Consider the following 21,035-nt stretch of genomic DNA (forward strand, 5'->3'; position numbering starts at 1 on the left):
GCTCCGGCGGCGGCTTCCTGGGTCACGCGGAGTCACCCTCGCGCATCGGGATGCGGACGTCGCGCTCGTCGGCCACCGACTCGGCGATGTCGTAGCCGGCGTCGACGTGGCGGATGACGCCCATGCCCGGGTCGTTGGTCAGGACGCGGCGGATCTTCTCCCCCGCGAGCTTCGTGCCGTCGGCGACGGTGACCTGCCCCGCGTGGATGGAGCGGCCCATGCCGACGCCGCCGCCGTGGTGGATGGAGACCCAGGAGGCGCCGGAGGCCACGTTGACCATGGCGTTGAGCAGCGGCCAGTCGGCGATCGCGTCGGAGCCGTCGAGCATGGCCTCGGTCTCGCGGTACGGGGAGGCCACCGAGCCGCAGTCCAGGTGGTCGCGGCCGATGACCAGGGGCGCGGCCAGGGTGCCGTCGGCGACCATCTCGTTGAAGCGCTCGCCGGCCTTGTCGCGCTCGCCGTAGCCGAGCCAGCAGATGCGGGCGGGCAGGCCCTGGAAGTGGACGCGCTCGCCGGCCATCTTGATCCAGCGGTGCAGGGACTCGTTCTCGGGGAAGAGCTCCAGCATCGCCTTGTCGGTCTTGTGGATGTCCGAGGCCTCGCCGGACAGGGCCGCCCAGCGGAAGGGGCCCTTGCCCTCGCAGAACAGCGGTCGGATGTAGGCGGGGACGAAGCCGGGGAAGGCGAACGCGCGGTCGTAGCCCGCGAGCTGGGCCTCGCCGCGGATGGAGTTGCCGTAGTCGAAGACCTCGGCGCCCGCGTCCATGAAGCCGACCATGGCCTCGACGTGCTTCGCCATGGACTCGCGGGCGCGGGTGGTGAAGCCCGCCGGGTCCTTGGCGGCGTAGGCGGCCATGTCGTCGAGGTCGACGCCCGTCGGCAGGTAGGCGAGGGGGTCGTGGGCGGAGGTCTGGTCCGTCACGATGTCCATCGGCGCGCCCTCGGCGAGCATCTGCGGGAGCAGCTCGGCGGCGTTGCCGAGCAGGCCGATGGAGAGCGGCTTGCGGGCGTCGCGGGCCTCGACGGCCAGCTGGAGGGCGTGGCGCAGGTTGTCGGCCTTGACGTCCAGGTAGCGGTGCTCGATGCGGCGGTCGATGGCGCGCGGGTCCACGTCGATGCAGATGGCGACGCCGTCGTTCATCGTCACCGCGAGGGGCTGGGCGCCGCCCATGCCGCCGAGGCCGGCGGTGAGGGTGATGGTGCCGGCGAGGGTGCCGCCGAACTTCTTGGCGGCGACGGCGGCGAAGGTCTCGTAGGTGCCCTGGAGGATGCCCTGGGTGCCGATGTAGATCCACGAGCCGGCCGTCATCTGGCCGTACATGGTCAGGCCCAGGTTCTCCAGGCGGCGGAACTCCTCCCAGTTGGCCCAGTCGCCGACCAGGTTGGAGTTGGCGAGGAGCACGCGCGGCGCCCACTCGTGCGTCTGCATCACGCCGACCGGACGGCCGGACTGGACGAGCATCGTCTCGTCCTGCTTGAGGGTCTGCAGGGTCCGGACCATCGCGTCGTACGAGCGCCAGTCGCGGGCGGCCTTGCCGGTGCCGCCGTAGACGACGAGCTTGTCGGGGTGCTCGGCGACCTCGGGGTCGAGGTTGTTCTGGAGCATCCGCAGCGCGGCCTCCTGCTGCCATCCCAGGGTGCTCAGCTCGGTACCTCGTGCGGCACGTACGGGGCGGGGTCCTGACATGGCGGTGCCTCCTCCGGTGTTGGTCAATCCATTCACATCCTCGCGGTATGAATAGGTTCAGTCAACCGCTGCGGGGGGACTCGCCGGATGATGGGATGGCGGACATGGCAGTCGACGCACACGTGCACGCCGACGGGGGCACCGACGGGGGTGCCGACGGGGGTGCCGACGAGGGCGCCGCCGAAGCCGCCGCAGAAGCCGCCGCCGGGCGGCGCGACCTGGCCGTACGGGCCGTCGTGGAGCAGGGGCTGATCGACGAGGACACCCCGCTCGTCTGCCTGCTCGACACGGCCGGCATCCGCGCCTCCGCCGCCGCCCTGACCGGCGCCTTCGCGGCGGCCCTCGCCCCCGGCACCCCCGTCCTGCACGCCTTCGCCGTCAAAGCCGCCCCGCTCGTCCCGGTCCTGCGGCTGCTCGCCGACGCCGGGCTCGGCTGCGAGGTGGCCAGCCCCGGCGAGCTGGCCCTGGCTCTAGCGGCCGGGGTCGCGCCGGCGCGCATCGTCCTCGACTCCCCCGCGAAAACGGCCGCCGAACTGCGGGAGGCCCTCGCCCTGGGCGTCGCACTGAACGCAGACAACCGCCAGGAGCTGGAGCGGCTCGACGCCCTCGTCCCGTCGGCCCCGGCGCCCGGCGCTTCCCCGATCGGCGTACGGATCAACCCACAGACCGGCGCGGGCAGCATCGACGCCCTCTCCACCGCCACGGCCACCTCGAAGTTCGGCATCGCGCTACGCGATCCGGGAGCGCGCGAGTGGCTCGTACGGGCCTACCTGGACCGGCCCTGGCTCACCCGGCTGCACACCCACTCGGGCTCCCAGGGCGTTCCGCTGGCGCTGATCGCCGAAGGGGTGCGGGAGCTGTACGAGCTGGCCGAGGAGATCAACGCGGCGGCCGGGCGGCGGCAGGTCGACACCCTGGACATCGGCGGCGGGCTGCCGGTGAACTTCACCTCGGACACGGCCACCCCGACGTACGCGGAGTACGTGAGCGCGCTGCGCTCGGCCGTCCCCGGGCTCTTCTCGGGGGCGTACGGCCTGGTCACGGAGTTCGGGCGGTCCCTGACGGCCAAGCACGGGCTGGTGGTGTCGCGCGTCGAGTACACGAAGAGCAGCGGCGGACGGGCGATCGCGCTCACGCACGCCGGGGTCCAGCTGGCCACCCGTACCGTGTACGCCCCGGCGGCCTGGCCGCTGCGGATCCTGCCGTACGACGCGCGGGGGGCTCCGCTGACCGGGCCCGTGGCCGCCCAGGACATCGCCGGGCCGGCCTGCTTCGCGGGCGATCTGCTGGCGGCGGCGCGGGAGCTGCCGCTGCTGTCCCCGGGGGACCTGATCGTCGTGCCCGACACGGGCGCGTACGCCTTCACCGCGCACTATGGCTACAACAGCCTGCCCCGCCCGGCGGTGCACGGCTTCGCCGTGGGAGCCGCGGGCGAGGTCCGCTTCGCCCTGGCCCGCGCGGGCCAGCCCCTGGCCGCCATCCCCGCGGAGGCCGGCGCCACCACCCCCGACGCCCTCCTCTGACCGGGCACCCACCCCGCGGGCCCGACGGCCCCCTCGCCCGGGGAGCACCGGCCCCGGCGGCCTGCCCACCAGGCGCCCCACGCCTGCCCGGGCGCGGCCCGCCCTCCCGGGACCGCGCCCCAAGAACCCGCTGCGCGGGGCGAAGTCCCCTCCCCGCCCTTCCACCGTTCCCAGGGCCCGGCCCTGACCCGGTCCTCAAACGCCGGACGGGCTGAACAGACCCTGGGGCTCCGCCCCAGACCCCGCGCCTCAAACGCCGGCGGGGCTATTTATGGCCCCGCCGGCGATTGAGGCGCACCCCCCGTACCGGGGCGCCCGCCGTCAGGGGGTCGACCACAGGGTCGCCGCCAGGGCCGGGGTCAGGGTCGTGATCACCGCCTCCGGCGGGAGTGCCGCCACCGCGGGGAGGCGTAGGAGGTAGCGGGTCAGGGCCAGCCCCAGGAGGTGGGTGGAGACCAGGCCCGCCACCCGGGGCCCCCGCTCGGGGCCGAGCGCCGCCGCCAGCGCCGGTGCGACCTGGGTCGCGAAGACCTCCCGCATCCGCGCCGCCGCCGCCTCGTTGGTCACCGCGGAGCGCAACAGCACCAGCAGCGCGTCATCCGCCGGATCGCCTTCCCACCGCTCCACGAAGTGCCGTACGAGTACCTGGGCCAGCTCCCCCTCCGGGACCGCTGACAGGTCCGGGAGCCGCAGGTCGACGGTGAGGGCCGCGTCGAAGAGGCGCTCCTTGTTGCCGAAGTAGCGCATGACCATCGAGGGGTCGATCCCCGCGTCGGCCGCGACTGCGCGGATCGTCGTCCGTTCGTACCCCTGCGCGGCGAACCGCTCCCGCGCCGCCCGCAGGATCGCCGCCTTGGTCTGCCCGCCCCGGGTTTCCCCGGCCGTTTCGGCCGCTCCGGTCACTCCGTCTCGCGTCATGCCAACGAGCGTAGGCCAACATCCGTAGGCCAACAACTGTTGACATGTGTTCGCGACCGCAGCATTCTGAAGTCAACAGCCGTTGGCCAACAACCGTTGGCATCCGTATCTCGTTCCTGTATTCCGTAGCCCGCATCCCGGAGGAGAACCGCCGTGCCGCTCCCCGCCACCACCCACGTCGCCATCGTCGGCGCCGGCCCCACCGGCCTCGCCCTCGCCCTGACCATCGCCGGGGCGGGCATCGACTTCGTCCTCCTGGACCGGCAGGCCGAGGGCGCCAACACCTCCCGCGCCGCCGTGGTCCACGCCCGCACCCTGGAGGTCCTCGACGAGCTCGACCCGGCCACCGGCGCCGAGCTGGTCCGGCGGGGCACGACCGTCACCCGGTTCCGGATCCGCGACGGCGCCCGCCCCCTCGCCGCCGTCCGCTTCGACGGCCTGCCCACGGCTCACCCGTACGCCCTGATGGTTCCCCAGGACCAGACGGAGGCCGTGCTCCTCGACCGGCTGCGCGCCCTCGGCGGCGACGTCCACCGCCCGTACGAGGTCACCGCCGTCACCCAGGACGGGACCGGGGTCACCCTCACCACCGCCACCGGCGAAACCCTCCGCGCCGCCTACGCCGTCGGCGCCGACGGGATGCACAGCACGGTCCGGGAGGCCGCCGGGATCGGCTTCACCGGCAGCCCCTACGAGGAGTCCTTCGTCCTCGCCGACGTGACGATGGACTGGACCCCGGGCCCCCGGGAGGTCTCCCTCACCTTCGGCGCGGCCGGTCTGACCGTGGTGGCCCCGCTCCCCGGCGGCCGCTACCGCCTGGTCGCCACCGTCGACGAGGCCCCCGCCGAACCGGACCTCCCCTTCGTCCAGGCGCTGCTGGACGCCCGCGCCCCCGGCCAGGCAACCGTGACCGGCGTCGTCTGGTCCTCGCGGTTCCGGGTCCACCACCGGGTCGCGGACCGCTACCGCGCGGGCCGCCTCCTGCTCGCCGGCGACGCCGCGCACGTACACAGCCCGGCCGGCGGCCAGGGCATGAACACCGGCATCCAGGACGGCCACGCACTCGGCCGGGCCCTCGCCGCCGGCACGAGCGAGGCCCTCGACGCCTACGAGGCCCGCCGCCGCCCCGTCGCCCTGCGCGTGGTGGCGCTGACCGACCGGATGACCCGGATCGCCACCACCCGCAACCCCGCCCTGCGTGCCGTACGCAACACCCTGCTGCCGGTCCTCGCCCGCGTCCCGGCACTGAACAGGCGCCTCGCCACCGAGCTGGCGGAGCTGAACTACCGCTAGTACCGCTCCGCCCCTCGACCACTCGGCTACTCGGCTGCTCGGCTGCTCGGCTACTCCACGAACAGCCCGCGCGCCGCGGCCCGCGCGTCGAAGGCCTCCAGCCGCGCCTGCGCATCCGGCAGCGCGTCCGCCATGGCCTCCAGCAGCACCCGCCCCAGCAGCATCGGCGCGCACGCCGTGTCGAAGGCCAAGCCGGTGCCGACCGGCGCCGGGATCAGCAGATCGCAGTGGCGGGCCACCGGCGCGAAGGCCGAGTCGGCGACCGTCACCACGGTCAGCCCGGCCCCCCGGGCATACTCCAGGGCCTCCGCGACCTCCTTCGGATGGCGGGGCAGTGCGAAGCACAGCAGGGCCGAGGCCCCGGCGCCCGCCGCCGCGTCGATCCGGTCGGCGAGCATCGAGCCGCCCTCGTCGAGCAGCCGTACGTCCGGATGGACCTTCGCGGCGAAGTACGCGAACCCGCGCGCCTGCGAGGACGCCGCGCGCAGCCCCAGTACGGGCAGCGGGCTCGACCCGGCCAGCAGCCGGCCCGCCTCCTGCACCGGCGCCGGGTCGGCGAGCATCGCGGACAGCCGGCGCAGGTTCTCGATCTCACCCTGCACGGCCTGCTGGTACTCGTTGTACGCATCCTCGTCCGCGGCCCCGGCCCGCTCGGCGGGAGCCATCTCGCGCAGGTGCCGGCGCAGCGCGGGATAGCCGTCGAAGCCCAGCGCCACGGCGAACCGGGTCACCGACGGCTGGCTCACGCCGGCCAGCTCGGCGAGCTCCACGCTCGACAGGAACGGCACCTCCGCCGCCCCGCGCACCATGCAGTGCGCGATGCGCCGCTGGGTCGGCGTCAGCCGGTGGCCCTCGAACAGCTTCTGCAGCCGGGCCGCAGGGCTCTCGCCCATCCCGATCCCCTCCGTCCCGTCCGCCGGTCGGCCAGTCGGCCGCCGACGGGATATTCACTCACCGAGCACTCTGCATGCGCTTATGCAGGACGGCAACCCACGCCCGCGATCCGAGACCCCAGCCACCCCGGAAATCAGCGGGCCGGGCACCATCAGGAGCCCTACCGCGCGTGGACGCGTTCGTGGGGGGAATGCGGGCCGTCCAGTACGGCTTCCTGTCGCGCTCCCCCACTGACACGAGGCATCGGTGACGGCCGGCTCCCGCGCCGCCCGGGGCCAGGCTCAATTCGCTTGACCGGCCGGTATCCCGCCCTTGATCCTCAAGGCCCGACCACCGGGATCCGCCGGTCAACACCCCCCACATTCAAGTGAATTGGCTGCCCCATTATGGTGTCGTCGCCCGCCTTCGCCCCGCCCCGGCCCAGTTCCCGCCTCTGGACCAGGAACTTCGGCCTGTACTTCACCGCCCGCATCGTCTCGAGGCTGGGCGACACGATGATGCACGTGGCCCTGGCCGTGGCCATGCTCTCGCTCGGCTACGGGGTGAGCGGCATCGGGTACGCGCTCGGTGCGTGGATGGGCGCCTTCGCCCTCTTCGTGGTGTTCGGCGGGGTTTTCGCGGACCGCTTCCACCCCCTGCCGCAGATGATCGGCGCGGACGCGGTCCGGTGCGCTGCCCAGGGCTCCCTGGCCCTGTACCTCTGGCTCGGCCACCCGACGCTGTGGTTCGTCATCTGCGGATCGGTGCTCGGCGGCATAGCGACCGCGATGTTCCAGCCGGGCACCGCCAGCCTCGTACCGCAGGTCTCCGCCGACCCCACGCAGGCCAACGGCGTGCTGCGGGTGAGCGAGGGGGCTTCCACCATGGCCGGGCCGGCCATCGCGGGCGTGCTCGTCGCCACCACCTCCACGGCCTGGATCTTCGCGGTCGACGCGGCCACCTTCGTGGTCAGCGGGTTCTGCCTGCTGGCGCTGCGGCTGCCCCGGTTCACCTCCGGCCGCTCGGAGTCGATGCTCGCGAACCTGCGGGAGGGCTGGCAGGAGTTCCGTTCCAGGTCCTGGCTGTGGGCGGTCATCCTCATCTGGTGGGTCCTCGGGGTCTGTGTCTGGGGTCCGCTCACCCCGCTCGGCGCGGCCTCGGTCATCGCCGAGCACGGCAAGGCGGCCTTCGGTTACGCGGAGGGGGCCTTCGGAGTCGGCTGCGTCCTCGGCGGCCTCGTCGCGATCCGCATCCGCCCGGCCCGTCCGCTGCTCGGCGGCGCCGTCGCGATGTTCGCGTTCCCGATGATGCCGCTGGTGGCGGCCCTGGTCCCCGATCTGCCGCTGCTGATGCTCGGCTACGCGGTCAGCGGCGTGGGGTGGGCGTTCTGGGGCGTCCAGTGGTCCACCACGGTCCAGACCCAGATCCCGCAGGACCGGCTCAACCGGGTGACCGCGTACGAGGTCGGCGGCTCGATCCTCGCCGTCCCCTTCGGGCAGGTCCTCTCGGGCCCCGCCAGCGGGGTCTTCGGCGTCCGCCCGCTCCTGCTGGCCGGCGCCGCGATCGGCCTCGGCTGCGCCCTCGCGCTCATCCTCGTCCGCCCCGTCCGCACCCTGGTCCGGCGCGATACGGGGGCTAGCCCCAGTGCCGGCGCCAAGGGCGAATCCTAGGGTGGTGGGATGGAGTCCCAAGAGCTGAAGAAGGAACTCTCCGCCACGCTCGACGCCCGGCGGGAGCTGGGGGCGGAGTACGAGGCCGAGCTGGTCGACTCGTTCGTGGATAAGGTCGACACACAGGTCCGCCGGCGCCTGGCGGAGGAGCGGCTGGCCGCGGCCCGCGGCACCCACCGCGGCGCGGCGGACTTCCCGGACGGCAACTTCGGCGAACGCTTCGGCTTCGCGATCATCACCCTGGTGCTGGCGATCCCGCTTTCCGCGATCGGCGCCGCCCAGGCCCGTCTCAGCGGCCTGGTCGTCGCCTGGATCGGCATCCTGGGCGTCAACTACGTCCACGCGGCGAAGTACCGCCGCCGCCACGACCGGAGCCCCGGCCAACTGGACTGACCCGCGCCGGAAAAGGATTGAGCGCGGGGACCGCCGCACCCCGGTTTCCCGGGGGCGGGACGACGGCGGTCCCCGCGCAGGACACGGGCCGGGTCAGGGCCGTCCGCGCGTCCGTGGCGTCCAACGCGGTCCGGGAGCCGCTCCGGAAGTGCGCCGACGCCGTTCGTGGTGCCGGCCGGGTCCCGGTTTCCCGGGCTTCCCTGCCGACAACCACCACTGTGCCGGAGCCGTGTTAAGCGGGTGCTGCCGTCACGTGACGGGCCCGTACCGTTTGCGCGTCGTCCGCGCGCGGACCCGTAACGGGCCCGTAGCGGGCGCGCACGGCCCCGTACGGACCCGTACGGACTCCTACTTGGCGCCCTTGGCCAGGAACGCCAGCAGGTCCTGACGGCTCACCACACCGGTCGGCTTGCCCTCGACCAGCACGATCGCCGCGTCGGCCTCGCCGAGCACCGCCATCAGCTCGGAGACCGGCTCGCCCGAGCCGACCTGCGGCAGTGGCGCACTCATGTGCTTCTCCAACGGGTCGCCGAGGGAGGCGCGCTGCGCGAACAGCGCCGCGAGGAGCTCCTTCTCGACGACGGAGCCGATGACCTCGGCCGCCATCACGTCGGGGTGGCCGGCGCCCGGCTTGACGATCGGCATCTGCGAGACGCCGTACTCGCGCAGCACCTCGATGGCCTCGCCGACGGTCTCCTCGGGGTGCATGTGGACCAGCGAGGGGATGGCGCCCGCCTTGTCCGCGAGCACGTCCCGGATGCGGGCCGACGGGCCCGCGTCCTCCAGGAAGCCGTGCCCGGCCATCCACTCGTCGTTGAAGATCTTGCTGATGTAGCCGCGCCCACTGTCCGGGAGCAGGACGACGACCACGTCGTCCGGGCCGAGGCCCTCGGCCGCCCGCAGTGCGGCGACGACCGCCATGCCGCAGGAGCCGCCGACGAGCAGGCCCTCTTCCTTGGCGAGGCGGCGGGTCATCTGGAAGGAGTCCTTGTCGGACACCGCGATGATCTCGTCGGTCACATCGGGGTCGTAGGCCGTGGGCCAGAAGTCCTCGCCGACGCCCTCGACGAGGTACGGACGGCCCGAGCCGCCGGAGTAGACCGAGCCCTCGGGGTCCGCGCCGACGATCTTCACGCGGCCGCCGGAGGCCTCCTTGAGGTACCGGCCGGTGCCCGAGATCGTGCCGCCGGTGCCGACGCCCGCCACGAAGTGGGTGATCTTCCCGGCCGTCTGCTCCCAGAGCTCGGGACCGGTGGTCTCGTAGTGCGAGCGCGAGTTGTTCGGGTTGCTGTACTGGTCGGGCTTCCAGGCGCCCGGGGTCTCGCGCACGAGGCGGTCGGACACGTTGTAGTACGAGTCCGGGTGCTCGGGGTCGACGGCGGTCGGGCAGACCACGACCTCGGCGCCGTAGGCGCGCATGACGTTGATCTTGTCCATCGAGACCTTGTCAGGGCAGACGAAGATGCACTTGTAACCCTTCTGCTGGGCCACGATGGCGAGTCCTACACCCGTGTTGCCGCTCGTGGGCTCCACGATGGTGCCGCCGGGCTTGAGGGCTCCGCTCTGTTCGGCGGCCTCGATCATCCGTACGGCGATCCGGTCCTTCACGGATCCACCGGGATTGAAGTACTCGACCTTGGCCAGGACGGTGGCCTGGAGGCCTTCGGTCACACGGTTGAGCTTCACCAGCGGGGTGTTGCCGACGAGGCTGATCATCGAGTCGTGGAATTGCACCATGTTCTCCAAGGAGGGGACTCCACGGGTTCTCCGGGAGGCACCGCCAGACTATGCGGAAAGGGATTGGCCGACCGGCAGTACGGGGCAGGTAGGTCAACGGGACGACAGGCACGGCAGGAGCAGTGCAGGGATCCGGCCGAGGGACCGAGGAGGTGGCTTGAAAGGTGTCCAGGGCGAGGACGGCCCGCCGCATCGCGGCGGGCGCGGCGTACGGCGGAGGCGGGCTCGGGCTCGTCGGAGCCGCCGCGGTGGGGCTTGTGGTGGCGGAGATGCAGTTCGCGAAGCGGACGGTCGGCACCGGTCTGCCGGATCCGCCGCGCGCGGACGGGCTGTACGGGAGCGAGTTCAGCGGTCCGGAGCTGAGCCCGGGCCCGCTGCGCCTGGGCATGCTGGGCGATTCCACGGCCGCCGGGCTGGGAGTGCGGCGGGCCAGGCAGACCCCGGGCGCCCTGCTGGCCTCGGGGCTGGCGGCGGTGTCCGAGCGGCCGGTGGAGCTGCGCAACGTGGCACTGTCCGGTGCGATGTCGGACGACCTGGACCGCCAGACGGGGCTGCTGCTGGACGGTGACGGGCCGGACCCCGACGTGTGCGTGATCATGATCGGCGCCAATGACGTGACCCACCGGATGCCGCCCACCCAGTCGGTGCGGCTGCTGACCTCGGCCGTACGCAGACTGCGGCTCGCGGGCTCCGAGGTGGTGGTCGCCACCTGCCCGGACCTCGGAACCATCGAGCCGGTGTACCAGCCGCTGCGGTGGCTGGCCCGCCGGGTCTCGCGCCAGCTCGCGGCGGCCCAGACGATCGGGGTGCTCGCGCTGGGGGCCCGTACCGTCTCGATGGGCGACCTGCTCGGCCCGGAGTTCGCGGCGAACCCGCGCGAGATGTTCGGCCCGGACTCCTACCACCCGTCCGCGGAGGGGTACGCGACCGCCGCGATGGCCGTCCTGCCGACCCTGTGCGCGGCGCTGGGCGTATGGCCCGAGTCGGACCGGCTGGACGTATCGCGCAACGAGGACATGCTCCCGGTCGCCAAGGCCGCCTCGGCGGCGGCGGGACAGGGCGGCACCGAGGTCACCGGAGCCCGCGGCCCGTGGGCCCTGCTCAAGTACCGGCGCAGGCGCCGGCTGCCGGGCGAGGACCTCGCGGAGCAGACTGGAGGAGCCGCGCGGGGCGGCGCGTCGGATGCGGCCAGAGCGACCGGAGTCACATCCAAAGGGCAGTGACCTCGACGGTACGGGGCGGTAACTTCGCATGCGGTCCCGGTACGACACCACCTCCCTTGGAGCCCCGATGCCCGAAGCCGTCATCGTTTCCACCGCCCGTTCGCCGATCGGTCGCGCATTCAAGGGATCCCTCAAGGACGTCCGCCCGGACGATCTGACCGCCACGGTCATCCAGGCCGCCCTGGCCAAGGTCCCCGGGCTGGACCCGCGCGAGATCGACGACCTGATGCTGGGCTGCGGCCTGCCGGGCGGCGAGCAGGGCCACAACCTGGGCCGGATCGTCGCCGTGCAGATGGGCATGGACCACCTGCCGGCCACCACGATCACCCGCTACTGCGCCTCCTCCCTGCAGACCTCCCGGATGGCGCTGCACGCCATCAAGGCGGGCGAGGGCGACGTCTTCATCTCCGCGGGCGTCGAGATGGTCTCGCGGTCCGTGAAGGGCTCCTCGGACGGCCTGCCGGACACCCACAACCCGCTCTTCGCCGACTCCGAGGCCCACACCGCCTCGGTGGCCCAGAGCACCGGCTCCACCTGGCACGACCCGCGCGAGGACGGCCGGACGCCCGACGCCTACATCCAGATGGGGCAGACCGCCGAGAACCTGGCGCGGCTCAAGGGCGTGACCCGCGCCGACATGGACGAGTTCGGCGTGCGCTCGCAGAACCTGGCCGAGGAAGCCATCAAGAACGGCTTCTGGGCCCGCGAGATCACCCCGGTCACCACCCCGGACGGCACGGTCGTCTCACAGGACGACGGCCCGCGCGCCGGGGTCACCCTGGAGGCCGTCCAGGGCCTCAAGCCGGTCTTCCGCCCCGACGGCCTGGTCACCGCCGGCAACTGCTGTCCGCTGAACGACGGCGCCGCGGCGCTGGTCGTCATGAGCGACACCAAGGCGCGCGAGCTGGGCCTGACCCCGCTGGCCCGGATCGTCTCCACCGGCGTCACCGGCCTCTCCCCCGAGATCATGGGCCTGGGCCCGGTCGAGGCCTCCAGGCAGGCACTGAAGCGGGCGGGCCTGACCGTCGGCGACATCGACCTGTTCGAGATCAACGAGGCCTTCGCGGCCCAGGTGATCCCCTCCTACCGGGATCTGGAGATCCCGCTGGAGAAGCTGAACGTCAACGGCGGGGCCATCGCCATCGGTCACCCCTTCGGGATGACCGGCGCGCGCATCACGGGCACGCTGATCAACAGCCTGCAGTTCCACGACAAGCAGTTCGGTCTCGAAACCATGTGCGTCGGCGGCGGCCAGGGCATGGCGATGGTCATCGAGCGCCTGAGCTGACCCCTGAGCGGCCGGCGGCCACCGGGATCAAGAGCCGAGGCCAGGCGCCGTAAGGGATCTGCTTGATCCCCTACGGCGTACTGACACCGAATCTAATCCTGTCGCGGCCATTCTGTAACCAAATGTCCCCCAGGATGTGACATAGGTCCTGGGGGATCATTGTTTTCGCAGGTCAGACCGCGTCCGGAGAGCGACGTCGGGACGAAAGGCCTGTCCAATTCATGACGTAATGCACTGCAAGCCATTCCCAGGGCGGGACAAGCTGATGTAGGAAGTCGGGGGATCGAAATCAATCAGGAGTTAGTCAGTGAGCGCCATGTCTCTTGCCCTACTGCTGACCACGGCCGCTGCCACGGCCGTGGGCGCTGCTGCGCTGCACGCCGTCCACGGCCTGCGCAAGCAGGTCACGGCCCTGCGCGGTGAGCTGTCGGTGACGCACCCCCGCGGTGCCACCGTCCCGCACGCCCGCAGCGCCGTGGAGTCGCCCGCCGCCGAGATACGGGCCGCCGTCGCCGAGGCCCTCGCCGAGGAGCGTGAGCGCGAGCTCGCCGAGGCGCGTGCCTTCTGGGCCGCCCAGGAGGCGCGTGACGCCGCCGACGCCCCCTCGCTGCTGGGCGGCCTGTCCGGCCTCGTCGAGGAGAGCCCCGTCTTCCTGCCCCGGCAGGCGGACATGGTCGGCCTGGAGCCGCTCCTGGGCGACGACGCCGAGGACTACGGCTACCCGGAGGAGTCGGCCGAGCTGGCCGCCGCCCGCCGGCGCCACCCCTCGCACCCCGACTTCGTCCCCGTGCAGGCCTCGCACCCCGGCGCGGACCACGAGCGCACGGTCAGCCGCCTGGAGGAGCTCGCGGAGTCCCGTACGGCCCTCGCGGACGTCCGACCCGGCCCGCTGGGCACCCTGGACGTGTACGTCTTCACGGACGGCACCACGCTCTGCATGACCCCGGGCCACCGGGAGACCGCCGAGCGGCTCGCCGACGCCCTGCGCTCGGGCAGCGCGCCGGTCCTGCTGGGCGGCTCGGGGATCTCCGGCGCCTACGCCCTGACTTTCTCCTGCGGGGACTCCGAGGACCCGGACAGCAACGTCTACATCCTGGCCGACCGCGTCATCGCATCGCTCTGACTTCCGCCTGATCCACCAGCCGAACGGCCTCGTCCAGCATCTCGGACGGGGCCTTCGCCGCGTCCGGACCCGCCGGATGCGTGGGACCCGTCGCAGACGGCACGGAGGCCGCCACGACCGCCGCGCCGTGCAGGGCCTCCGCGAGGTCCAGCCCGGCCACGGCCAGCTGGTCGCCGACGACGAAGATGCCGGCGTCCTCCATCGTCCGCGCCGGAGCCGCCCCCACACCCTCCCCGGCGCCCCCGGCGGCCTCCTCCAGCCGCTGCGCCCGCAGCGAGAGCTCCCGGGCCAGGTCCAGCGCCACCTCGGCGGCGCCCCGTTGGAGCCGGCTCTGCGGCGCCGCCCGCAGCCGGTCGGCGAAACGTTCCACGGCGGCGGTCAAGGGTGAGGTATCGAGCACCCGGCCGACCTTACGCGCCGCCCCGGCGCCATTGCCAACGGCCGAACTCTCCGGCACGGTGGCCTGAAGAGAGCAGCACGGCGATACCTCCGGAGGCGCCCATGTCCGTCGAGTTCTCCGAGCAGACACACCGCAACATGATCGACAGAATCCCCCAGAGCACCGGTCGTGAACTCGCCGACTGGCTACGGACCGTGGACGACGGCCCCTCCCTTTTCCGGTTCGAGGAGAAGGTCAGCTGGCTTCTCGGCGCGCACGAGCTGTCGTACGGCCAGGCCAAGGCGATCATCCACGAGTACGACCTGCGCAGGGCCGCCCGCAAGTTCGGCTGAGCCGGCCCCTGCCCCTGTCCGAAGCCATCGACCGACCCCCCGATCCCCTGACCCCCGACATGCGGGAAGGCCCCGCGAGCGTGTGCTCGCGGGGCCTTCCCGTGCTCGGTGGAGCGGTACCTCAGGTACTAGGTGGAGCGGTACCTCAGGTACTAGTCGCCCTTGAGGATGGAGATCAGGCGCAGCATCTCCATGTAGATCCACACCAGGGTCATGGTGAGGCCGAAGGCCGCCAGCCAGGACTCCTCGCGCGGGGCGCCGTAGGTCACGCCGTCCTCGACCTGCTTGAAGTCCAGGGCGAGGAAGCAGGCGCCGAGGAGGATGCCGATGACGCCGAAGAGGATGCCGAGGCCGCCGCTGCGGAAGCCGAGGCCGTCGCCGCCCCCGAAGACGGAGAACAGCAGGTTGACGACCATCAGGAGCATGAAGCCCATGGCGGCGGCCATCACGAAGCCGTAGAAGCGCCGGTTCACGTTGATCCAGCGCATCTTGTACGCGATCAGTACGCCGGCGAAGACGCACATCGTGCCCATCACGGCCTGGACGACCGTGCCCGGGCCGATGTAGGTGCTGGTGGCCGAGCTGATGACGCCGAGGAAGACACCCTCGAACGCCGCGTACGCCAGGATCAGGGCCGGGACGGGCTTGGCCTTGAACGACTGGATCATCGCGAAGACGAACGCGATGAGCGCGGCGCCGATCGCGATGCCGTACGACTTGTTGATGTTGGCCGGGTCGACCGGAAGCACGAGCCAGGAGATGGCCGCCGTCAGGATGACCGTGCCGAGCGTCAGAGCCGTACGGCTCACGACGTCGTCGATGGTCATCGCATTGCCGCGAACCGGCGCCTGCGGCATACCCGTGGCCGGGTCGGTCGCGTAGGGGTTGGTCGCGTACGGGTTGGTGGCGGTCCCGGCCTGGGCCTGGGGCTGCTGCGTGCCGAAGCCCGCATAAGCACCGTTGTCGCGGCTGAATCCCCGTCGCGAGAAGACCGGGTTGCTGCTCCTCATCTCACTCCTCCATGGCCACCGGGCGCGGCCTTGGAATCAAGAGTAATGCGAACGCAAAGGAATCGCCCTACTGCTGGAGGAGGATCTTTCCCCGGTGTACGGGCGCCGCGCGCGTGAGGCGGGGGAACCGGTGGTGCCCCCGCCGTCCGCACGTTCCGGCCTGAACGGAACGTCTTCGTGCCCGAAGCCGGACTTGAACCGGCACGACCCGAGGGTCAGCGAGGTTTAAGCTCGCCGTGTCTGCATTCCACCATCCGGGCAGGGCGTAGCGGCCCCTGTAGGAAAAGCCTTGAACGCTATGCCGAGCCTATCCGGAACGCTTGGCCCCCGACCTGGGCGTCTCACCGATGTTGTCTGATTTTATTGATGATTGATGGGCCGTCAGTCGGCAGAAGGCGCGGTCGGCCCGTTCCGGGCGTCAATCACGGCCGCCGCGGGATTGACGGGATTTCGACGGCCCGCGCCACCCCGCACGCCACCCCGTGCGCCACCCCTTCGGCCGCGCTCCGCCTCGGCCCCCTCCGCGGCCCCCGGCTCGGCCCGTCCGGCGGCCTCCGGGCACTTCGGCCGCGCGGGGTGTCATCCCAAAGGAGGAGGCGAACACCTCCGTGGTCAGACTCCGGTGGGCCGGAGAACGGGCACCACGGCTGATCCGGAGCGGGGGTGGGCGCCGCGACCATGGGAAAGTCCCGCCAACCGCGGACCGTGAGCCCGGTCCGCAGGTCCCGCCCCTGACAGGAGCCGCTCCCGTGACCACCACGAACTACGCCCAGCACACCTCCCAGGCCGTCGCCGCGCGCGCCACCGGCCTCTCCAAGGTGTACGGCCAGGGCGAGACCCAGGTGGTCGCCCTGGACAACGTCTCCGTGGACTTCGGGCAGGGCAGGTTCACCGCGATCATGGGCCCGTCCGGCTCCGGCAAGTCCACGCTGATGCACTGCGTCGCCGGCCTGGACACCTTCTCCGCCGGGTCCGTGCGCATCGGGGAGACCGAGCTGTCCACCCTGAAGGACAAGCAGCTCACGCAGTTGCGCCGGGACAAGATCGGCTTCATCTTCCAGGCGTTCAACCTGCTGCCGACCCTGACCGCCCTGGAGAACATCACGCTCCCCATGGACATCGCCGGCCGCAAGCCCGACCAGCAGTGGCTGAACTCGGTGATCTCCATGGTCGGCCTCTCCGACCGCCTCTCCCACCGCCCCACCGAGCTCTCCGGCGGCCAGCAGCAGCGCGTGGCCGTGGCCCGCGCCCTGGCCTCCCGGCCCGAGATCATCTTCGGAGACGAGCCCACCGGAAACCTCGACTCCCGCTCCGGCGCCGAGGTCCTCGGGTTCCTGCGCAACTCCGTGCGCGAACTCGGCCAGACCGTCGTCATGGTCACCCACGACGCGGTCGCCGCCTCCTACGCCGACCGCGTCATCTTCCTCGCCGACGGCCGCATCGTCGACGAGATGCACGGGCCCACCGCCGACGGCGTCCTCGACCGCATGAAGGCCTTCGACGCCAAGGGCCGCACCAGCTGAGGGACGCCCCCTCGCCGTCCTCGCCGTCCTCGCCGGCCCCCTTCACCCCCTGGACTCCTCCACCATGTTCCGTACCGCCCTGCGCAACGTGCTCGCGCACAAGGCCAGGCTCCTGATGACGGTCCTCGCCGTCGTCCTCGGCGTCGCCTTCGTCTCCGGCACCCTCGTCTTCACCGACACCGTCGGCAAGGCGATGTCGAACCAGTCCGCCAAGAGCTTCGAGGGCGTGGCCGTCTCGGTCACCTCCCACGGCCCCTCCCGCAACGACGAGGGCGTCAAGCAGGGCGAGCCCGGCATCAGCCAGCGGACCCTCGACAAGGTCAAGGCGCTGAACGGCGTCGACTCCGCCTCCGGCCGCGTGCACGGATTCGCCGCCGTCGGCGACCAGGACGGCAAGCTGATCGGCAACGGCTGGTCCAACACCGGCGCCAACTTCGTGCCCCTCAAGGGCGGCAAGGACCCCCGCTACACCTTCACCGAGGGCAGCGGCCCGGCCACGGCCGGGCAGATCGCCCTCGACGAGGAGACGGCGAAGCGCGGCAAGTACCAGGTCGGCGACAAGGTCCGGGTGGCCGGCAACGGCCCGGCCCAGGAGTACACCCTCGCCGGCGTCTTCAGCACCGAGGACGGCGCGGTCAACGCGGGCGGCTCCCTCGTCCTGTTCGACACCCCGACCGCCCAGCAGCTCTACCTGAAGCCCGGCTTCTACGACGAGCTCTCGGTCGGCGCCAAGGCCGGCACCGGCGCCGACCAGCTGCTCACCGCGATCAAGCCGATCGTCGGCAAGGACGCCACGGCCCAGACCGGCGCCCAGCTCGCCGCCGAACAGGCCAAGTCCATCAGCAACCAGATGAGCAGCATGAACCAGATGCTGCTGGTGTTCGCGCTCATCTCGCTCTTCGTCGGCGTCTTCCTGATCTACAACACCTTCACCATGCTGGTCGCCCAGCGCACGAAGGAGCTGGCCCTGCTGCGCGCCGTCGGCGCCAACCGCGGCCAGGTCAAGCGCTCGGTCCTGGCCGAGGCCCTGGTCGTCGGCGTGATCTCCTCCGCCATCGGGCTGGTCGCCGGTATCGGCCTCGCCGTCGGCATGCGGTCCGCGATGGGCGCCATCGGCGCCAAGATCCCGGCCGGTCCGCTGGTCGTCGCCCCGGTCACCATCGCCGCCGCGATCGGCATCGGCGTCGTCGTCACGGTGCTCGCCGCCTGGCTGCCCGCCCGCCGCACCGCCAAGATCTCCCCGGTCGCCGCCATGGGCAGCGCCCACCTGCCGGCCACGGCGAAGTCCCTGGTGCTGCGCAACAGCATCGGCGGCGCGACCACCCTGCTCGGTCTGCTCGGCATCCTGGGCGGCGCGATGGCCGGCAAGGACGGCAAGGTGCTCATCGGCGCCGGCGCCTTCTTCACCATGATCGGCATCATCATCCTGCTGCCGGCCCTCTCCCGCCCGGTCATCGCGGCCGTCCGCCCCCTGCTGGAGAAGGTGTTCGGCGTCGCCGGCAAGCTGGCCGCGCAGAACGCGGTCCGCAACCCGCGCCGCACCGCCGTCACCGCCGCCTCGCTGGCCATCGGCCTGACCCTGGTGACCGCCCTGTCCGTGCTCGGCATCACGATGGGCAAGGCCATCGACCGGATGACGACGGACAACCTCAAGGCCGACTACAAGGTGTCCATGGGCGACACCTTCGGCAGCCTGGACCCCTCGGTGCTCCCGGCTCTGGCGAAGGCCCCGGGCGTCAAGGCGGTCTCCCCGCAGCAGGAGGGCTACTTCCGCGTCGGCAACGGCGACGACTTCCGCTCCGTCTCCGGGGTCAACCCGGCCGCCATCGGCCAGCTCCTCAACTTCGAGGTGCTCCACGGCACGCTGGACAGCCTCTCCAAGGGCGAGGTGGCGGTCGCCGAGAAGACCGCCAAGGAGAACGGCCTGTCGGTCGGCTCCACCCTGAAGGCCACCTTCGAGGACAACAAGAAGGCGGACCTCAAGGTCGGCGCGGTCTACAAGGACATGGAGGGCATGCTCTCCCCCTACGTGATCGACTACAACGTCATCGGCAAGCACACCGACGAGCCGACCATGCGCGAGGTCTACGTCAAGATGGACGGCGGCGCCTCCGAGAAGGCCGAGAAGTCCCTCGTCGACGCCCTCGGCAAGAACCCGGCGATCACCTTCGCCACCCAGCAGGACATCCGCAACGAGATGGGCGGCATGATCAACACCGCCCTGAACATCATGTACGGCCTGCTCGCCATGGCGCTGATCATCTCGGTCCTCGGCGTCGTCAACACCCTGGCGATGTCCGTCTACGAGCGGACCCAGGAGATCGGCATGCTGCGGGCGATCGGCCTGGACCGCGGCAGGGTCAAGAACATGATCCGCCTGGAGGCCATCGTGATCTCGCTCTTCGGCGCGGTGATCGGCGTGGTCCTCGGCACCTTCATCGCCTGGGCCGTCGGCGAGACCATCAAGGGCTCGATCCCGAACTACGCCCTGGTGATCCCCTTCGACCGGATCGCGATCTTCATGCTGCTGGCCGGCATCGTCGGCGCCCTGGCCGCCATGTGGCCCGCCCGCAGCGCGGCCCGGCTGAACATGCTGACCGCGATCAAGACCGAGTAACCGGCAGGTGCCGTCCGGCACCCCTCTCCCGTACGAGGCCCGAGGGCCCCGCGACCTCTCCCGTCGCGGGGCCCTCGGCCGTTCCCGTAACCCTGTCCCTACGGCTGCGCCGGCCACTCCCGGGCACGCAGCGGCATCCCCGAGGCCGCACGGGTCCCGGTGCGCACCGCGAGCACCTGGTTGACCCCGAGGCGGTTGTGCTCGAAGGCGAGCGCGGAGGCGGCCATGTACAGCTGCCAGACCCGGGCCCGCCCGGGCGAGGTCAGCCGTACCGCCTCCTCCCAGTGCTCCTCCAGCCCGGCCACCCAGGCCCGCAGGGTGAGCGCGTAGTGCTCGCGCAGCGCCTCCACGTCGCGGACCTCGAAGCCGGCCCGTTCCAGCTCGCCGACGGTGGTGCCGAGCGGGGACAGCTCCCCGTCGGGAAAGACGTAGGCGTCTATGAACTCGTCGATCCGGTACGCCTCCTCGTCCGGTTCGGGCCGCCGCGCGATCTGGTGGTTCAGCAGCCTCCCTCCCGGCCGCAGCAGTCCGTGCAGGCTCCGGGCGTACGTGCGGTAGCGCTCGGCGCCGACGTGCTCGGCCATCCCGATGGAGGAAATGGCGTCGTACGGCCCGTCCTTGACGTCCCGGTAGTCCTGCACCCTGATCTCTACGAGATCGGCCAGGCCCGCCTCGGCGACCCGCTTGCGGGCGTAGGCGGCCTGTTCGCGCGAGAGCGTGATGCCGGTGACCTTGGCTCCGTACTCCCGGGCCGCGTGCAGGGCCATCGAGCCCCAGCCGCAGCCGACCTCGAGGAGCCGCTCCCCGGGGCGCAGGGCGAGCTTGCGGCAGACCAGGTCGAGCTTGTCCCGCTGGGCGTCCTCCAGACTCCCGCCGGGGCTCCAGTAGGCGCAGGAGTACACCATCGACGGGCCGAGCACCCGCTCGTAGAACGCGTTGCCCACGTCGTAGTGGTGGCTGATGGCCTGCCGGTCGCTGCCCTTGGTGTGCCGGGGGCCGCCGCGGCGGACGGCCTCCTCGGGCGGCGGGGCCGGCGCGGTCCACGGCCGCGCCAGGCCCACGAGGCTCCGTACGGCCGCCCGTGCGCGCGGATCGCGCAGCAGGGCGGCGGGCCCCTTGTCCCCGGCGGCCCGACCGGGCGCGGGGTCCCGCTCCCAGAGCAGCCCGCCGACCCGGTCCAGTAGCTCGAACAGGTCTCCGTCGACAGTGAGGTCCCCGGCCACCCAGGCGCGTGCCAGGCCCAGCTCGCCCGGCTTCCACAGGATCCGGCGCAGGGCGCGCCGGTTGTGCAGGACCAGGATGGGACCGCCGAGCGGGCCGCCCTCGCTGCCGTCCCAGGCCCGGATCCGGACGGGGAGGGGGGCTCCCAGCAGGGTTTCCGCCAAAGCTGCCAGCCGCGGCGCGGCGTCGTTCATCCAGACACCT

Annotated in this window: 17 protein-coding genes and 1 tRNA gene; 10 read left to right on the plus strand and 8 right to left on the minus strand. The window is 71.9% G+C overall.

The window, feature by feature from the left end; translation table 11 throughout:
• Positions 1 to 22: 22 nt before the first annotated feature.
• On the minus strand, positions 23 to 1,687 hold the full coding sequence (gene hutU, locus OTB20_RS13455) for a urocanate hydratase (RefSeq protein WP_267817420.1): 1,665 nt from the start codon (positions 1,685 to 1,687) through the stop codon (positions 23 to 25).
• Between the two features lie 104 nt (positions 1,688 to 1,791).
• Between hutU and OTB20_RS13460 the strand changes: the two genes are divergently transcribed.
• Complete coding sequence (locus tag OTB20_RS13460) at positions 1,792 to 3,210, plus strand: diaminopimelate decarboxylase (RefSeq protein ID WP_267817421.1); 1,419 nt, start codon at positions 1,792 to 1,794, stop codon at positions 3,208 to 3,210.
• A 321-nt stretch (positions 3,211 to 3,531) separates the two neighbouring features.
• On the opposite strand, the gene OTB20_RS13465 is transcribed toward OTB20_RS13460, so the two are convergent.
• The gene (locus OTB20_RS13465; RefSeq protein ID WP_267817422.1) at positions 3,532 to 4,128 is read right to left on the minus strand and encodes a TetR family transcriptional regulator; all 597 of its coding nucleotides are present in this window, start codon (positions 4,126 to 4,128) and stop codon (positions 3,532 to 3,534) included.
• 153 nt (positions 4,129 to 4,281) lie between these two features.
• On the opposite strand from OTB20_RS13465, the gene OTB20_RS13470 reads away from it, so the two are divergent.
• A complete protein-coding gene (locus OTB20_RS13470) occupies positions 4,282 to 5,421 on the plus strand; it encodes an FAD-dependent oxidoreductase (RefSeq protein WP_267817424.1) in 1,140 nt (379 codons plus the stop codon).
• Between the two features lie 50 nt (positions 5,422 to 5,471).
• Here OTB20_RS13470 and OTB20_RS13475 read toward each other — a convergent pair whose 3' ends face one another.
• On the minus strand, positions 5,472 to 6,314 hold the full coding sequence (locus tag OTB20_RS13475; RefSeq protein WP_267753843.1) for a MurR/RpiR family transcriptional regulator: 843 nt from the start codon (positions 6,312 to 6,314) through the stop codon (positions 5,472 to 5,474).
• A 387-nt stretch (positions 6,315 to 6,701) separates the two neighbouring features.
• Here OTB20_RS13475 and OTB20_RS13480 point away from each other — a divergent pair, with 387 nt between their 5' ends.
• Together OTB20_RS13480 and OTB20_RS13485 are read left to right on the plus strand one after the other, a co-directional pair.
• Positions 6,702 to 7,964, plus strand: coding sequence for an MFS transporter (locus OTB20_RS13480; protein ID WP_267817426.1), 1,263 nt, complete (start codon positions 6,702 to 6,704; stop codon positions 7,962 to 7,964).
• A 9-nt stretch (positions 7,965 to 7,973) separates the two neighbouring features.
• Complete coding sequence (locus tag OTB20_RS13485) at positions 7,974 to 8,357, plus strand: hypothetical protein (protein ID WP_267817428.1); 384 nt, start codon at positions 7,974 to 7,976, stop codon at positions 8,355 to 8,357.
• A gap of 348 nt (positions 8,358 to 8,705) precedes the next feature.
• On the opposite strand, the gene OTB20_RS13490 is transcribed toward OTB20_RS13485, so the two are convergent.
• Positions 8,706 to 10,091 carry a cystathionine beta-synthase gene (locus OTB20_RS13490; RefSeq protein WP_267753930.1) on the minus strand — a complete coding sequence of 462 codons (1,386 nt, stop codon included), beginning with the start codon at positions 10,089 to 10,091 and terminating at the stop codon, positions 8,706 to 8,708.
• Between the two features lie 167 nt (positions 10,092 to 10,258).
• On the opposite strand from OTB20_RS13490, the gene OTB20_RS13495 reads away from it, so the two are divergent.
• From OTB20_RS13495 to OTB20_RS13505, 3 genes are all read left to right on the plus strand, one after another.
• Complete coding sequence (locus tag OTB20_RS13495; protein WP_267817430.1) at positions 10,259 to 11,317, plus strand: SGNH/GDSL hydrolase family protein; 1,059 nt, start codon at positions 10,259 to 10,261, stop codon at positions 11,315 to 11,317.
• A gap of 67 nt (positions 11,318 to 11,384) precedes the next feature.
• Positions 11,385 to 12,605, plus strand: coding sequence for an acetyl-CoA C-acetyltransferase (locus tag OTB20_RS13500; RefSeq protein WP_267753848.1), 1,221 nt, complete (start codon positions 11,385 to 11,387; stop codon positions 12,603 to 12,605).
• Between the two features lie 316 nt (positions 12,606 to 12,921).
• Positions 12,922 to 13,728: a hypothetical protein gene (locus tag OTB20_RS13505; RefSeq protein WP_267817589.1), complete on the plus strand. Its 807-nt coding sequence runs from the start codon at positions 12,922 to 12,924 to the stop codon at positions 13,726 to 13,728.
• Here OTB20_RS13505 and OTB20_RS13510 read toward each other — a convergent pair.
• Positions 13,712 to 14,128, minus strand: coding sequence for a hypothetical protein (locus OTB20_RS13510; protein ID WP_267817431.1), 417 nt, complete (start codon positions 14,126 to 14,128; stop codon positions 13,712 to 13,714). The genes OTB20_RS13505 and OTB20_RS13510 overlap by 17 nt on opposite strands.
• Before the next feature lie 101 nt (positions 14,129 to 14,229).
• Here OTB20_RS13510 and OTB20_RS13515 point away from each other — a divergent pair, with 101 nt between their 5' ends.
• On the plus strand, positions 14,230 to 14,460 hold the full coding sequence (locus OTB20_RS13515) for a DUF4287 domain-containing protein (protein WP_267753851.1): 231 nt from the start codon (positions 14,230 to 14,232) through the stop codon (positions 14,458 to 14,460).
• 152 nt (positions 14,461 to 14,612) lie between these two features.
• Here the strand turns inward: OTB20_RS13515 and OTB20_RS13520 are convergent, their stop codons facing one another.
• Together OTB20_RS13520 and OTB20_RS13525 are read right to left on the minus strand one after the other, a co-directional pair.
• Positions 14,613 to 15,470 (minus strand): Bax inhibitor-1/YccA family protein, encoded by an 858-nt coding sequence (locus tag OTB20_RS13520; RefSeq protein ID WP_267817432.1) that lies wholly within the window; start codon positions 15,468 to 15,470, stop codon positions 14,613 to 14,615.
• A 178-nt stretch (positions 15,471 to 15,648) separates the two neighbouring features.
• Positions 15,649 to 15,730 (minus strand) — tRNA-Leu (locus OTB20_RS13525).
• Between the two features lie 489 nt (positions 15,731 to 16,219).
• Here OTB20_RS13525 and OTB20_RS13530 point away from each other — a divergent pair.
• The gene (locus tag OTB20_RS13530; RefSeq protein ID WP_267817434.1) at positions 16,220 to 16,993 is read left to right on the plus strand and encodes an ABC transporter ATP-binding protein; all 774 of its coding nucleotides are present in this window, start codon (positions 16,220 to 16,222) and stop codon (positions 16,991 to 16,993) included.
• Positions 16,994 to 17,057: 64 nt separating this feature from the next.
• A complete protein-coding gene (locus OTB20_RS13535) occupies positions 17,058 to 19,610 on the plus strand; it encodes an ABC transporter permease (RefSeq protein WP_267817436.1) in 2,553 nt (850 codons plus the stop codon).
• Positions 19,611 to 19,708: 98 nt separating this feature from the next.
• Here OTB20_RS13535 and OTB20_RS13540 read toward each other — a convergent pair whose 3' ends face one another.
• The gene (locus OTB20_RS13540) at positions 19,709 to 21,025 is read right to left on the minus strand and encodes an SAM-dependent methyltransferase (RefSeq protein WP_267817437.1); all 1,317 of its coding nucleotides are present in this window, start codon (positions 21,023 to 21,025) and stop codon (positions 19,709 to 19,711) included.
• Between the last annotated feature and the right edge of the window lie 10 nt (positions 21,026 to 21,035).

The sequence above is a fragment of the Streptomyces sp. H27-H1 genome (assembly GCF_026627445.1).
Classification (GTDB): domain Bacteria; phylum Actinomycetota; class Actinomycetes; order Streptomycetales; family Streptomycetaceae; genus Streptomyces.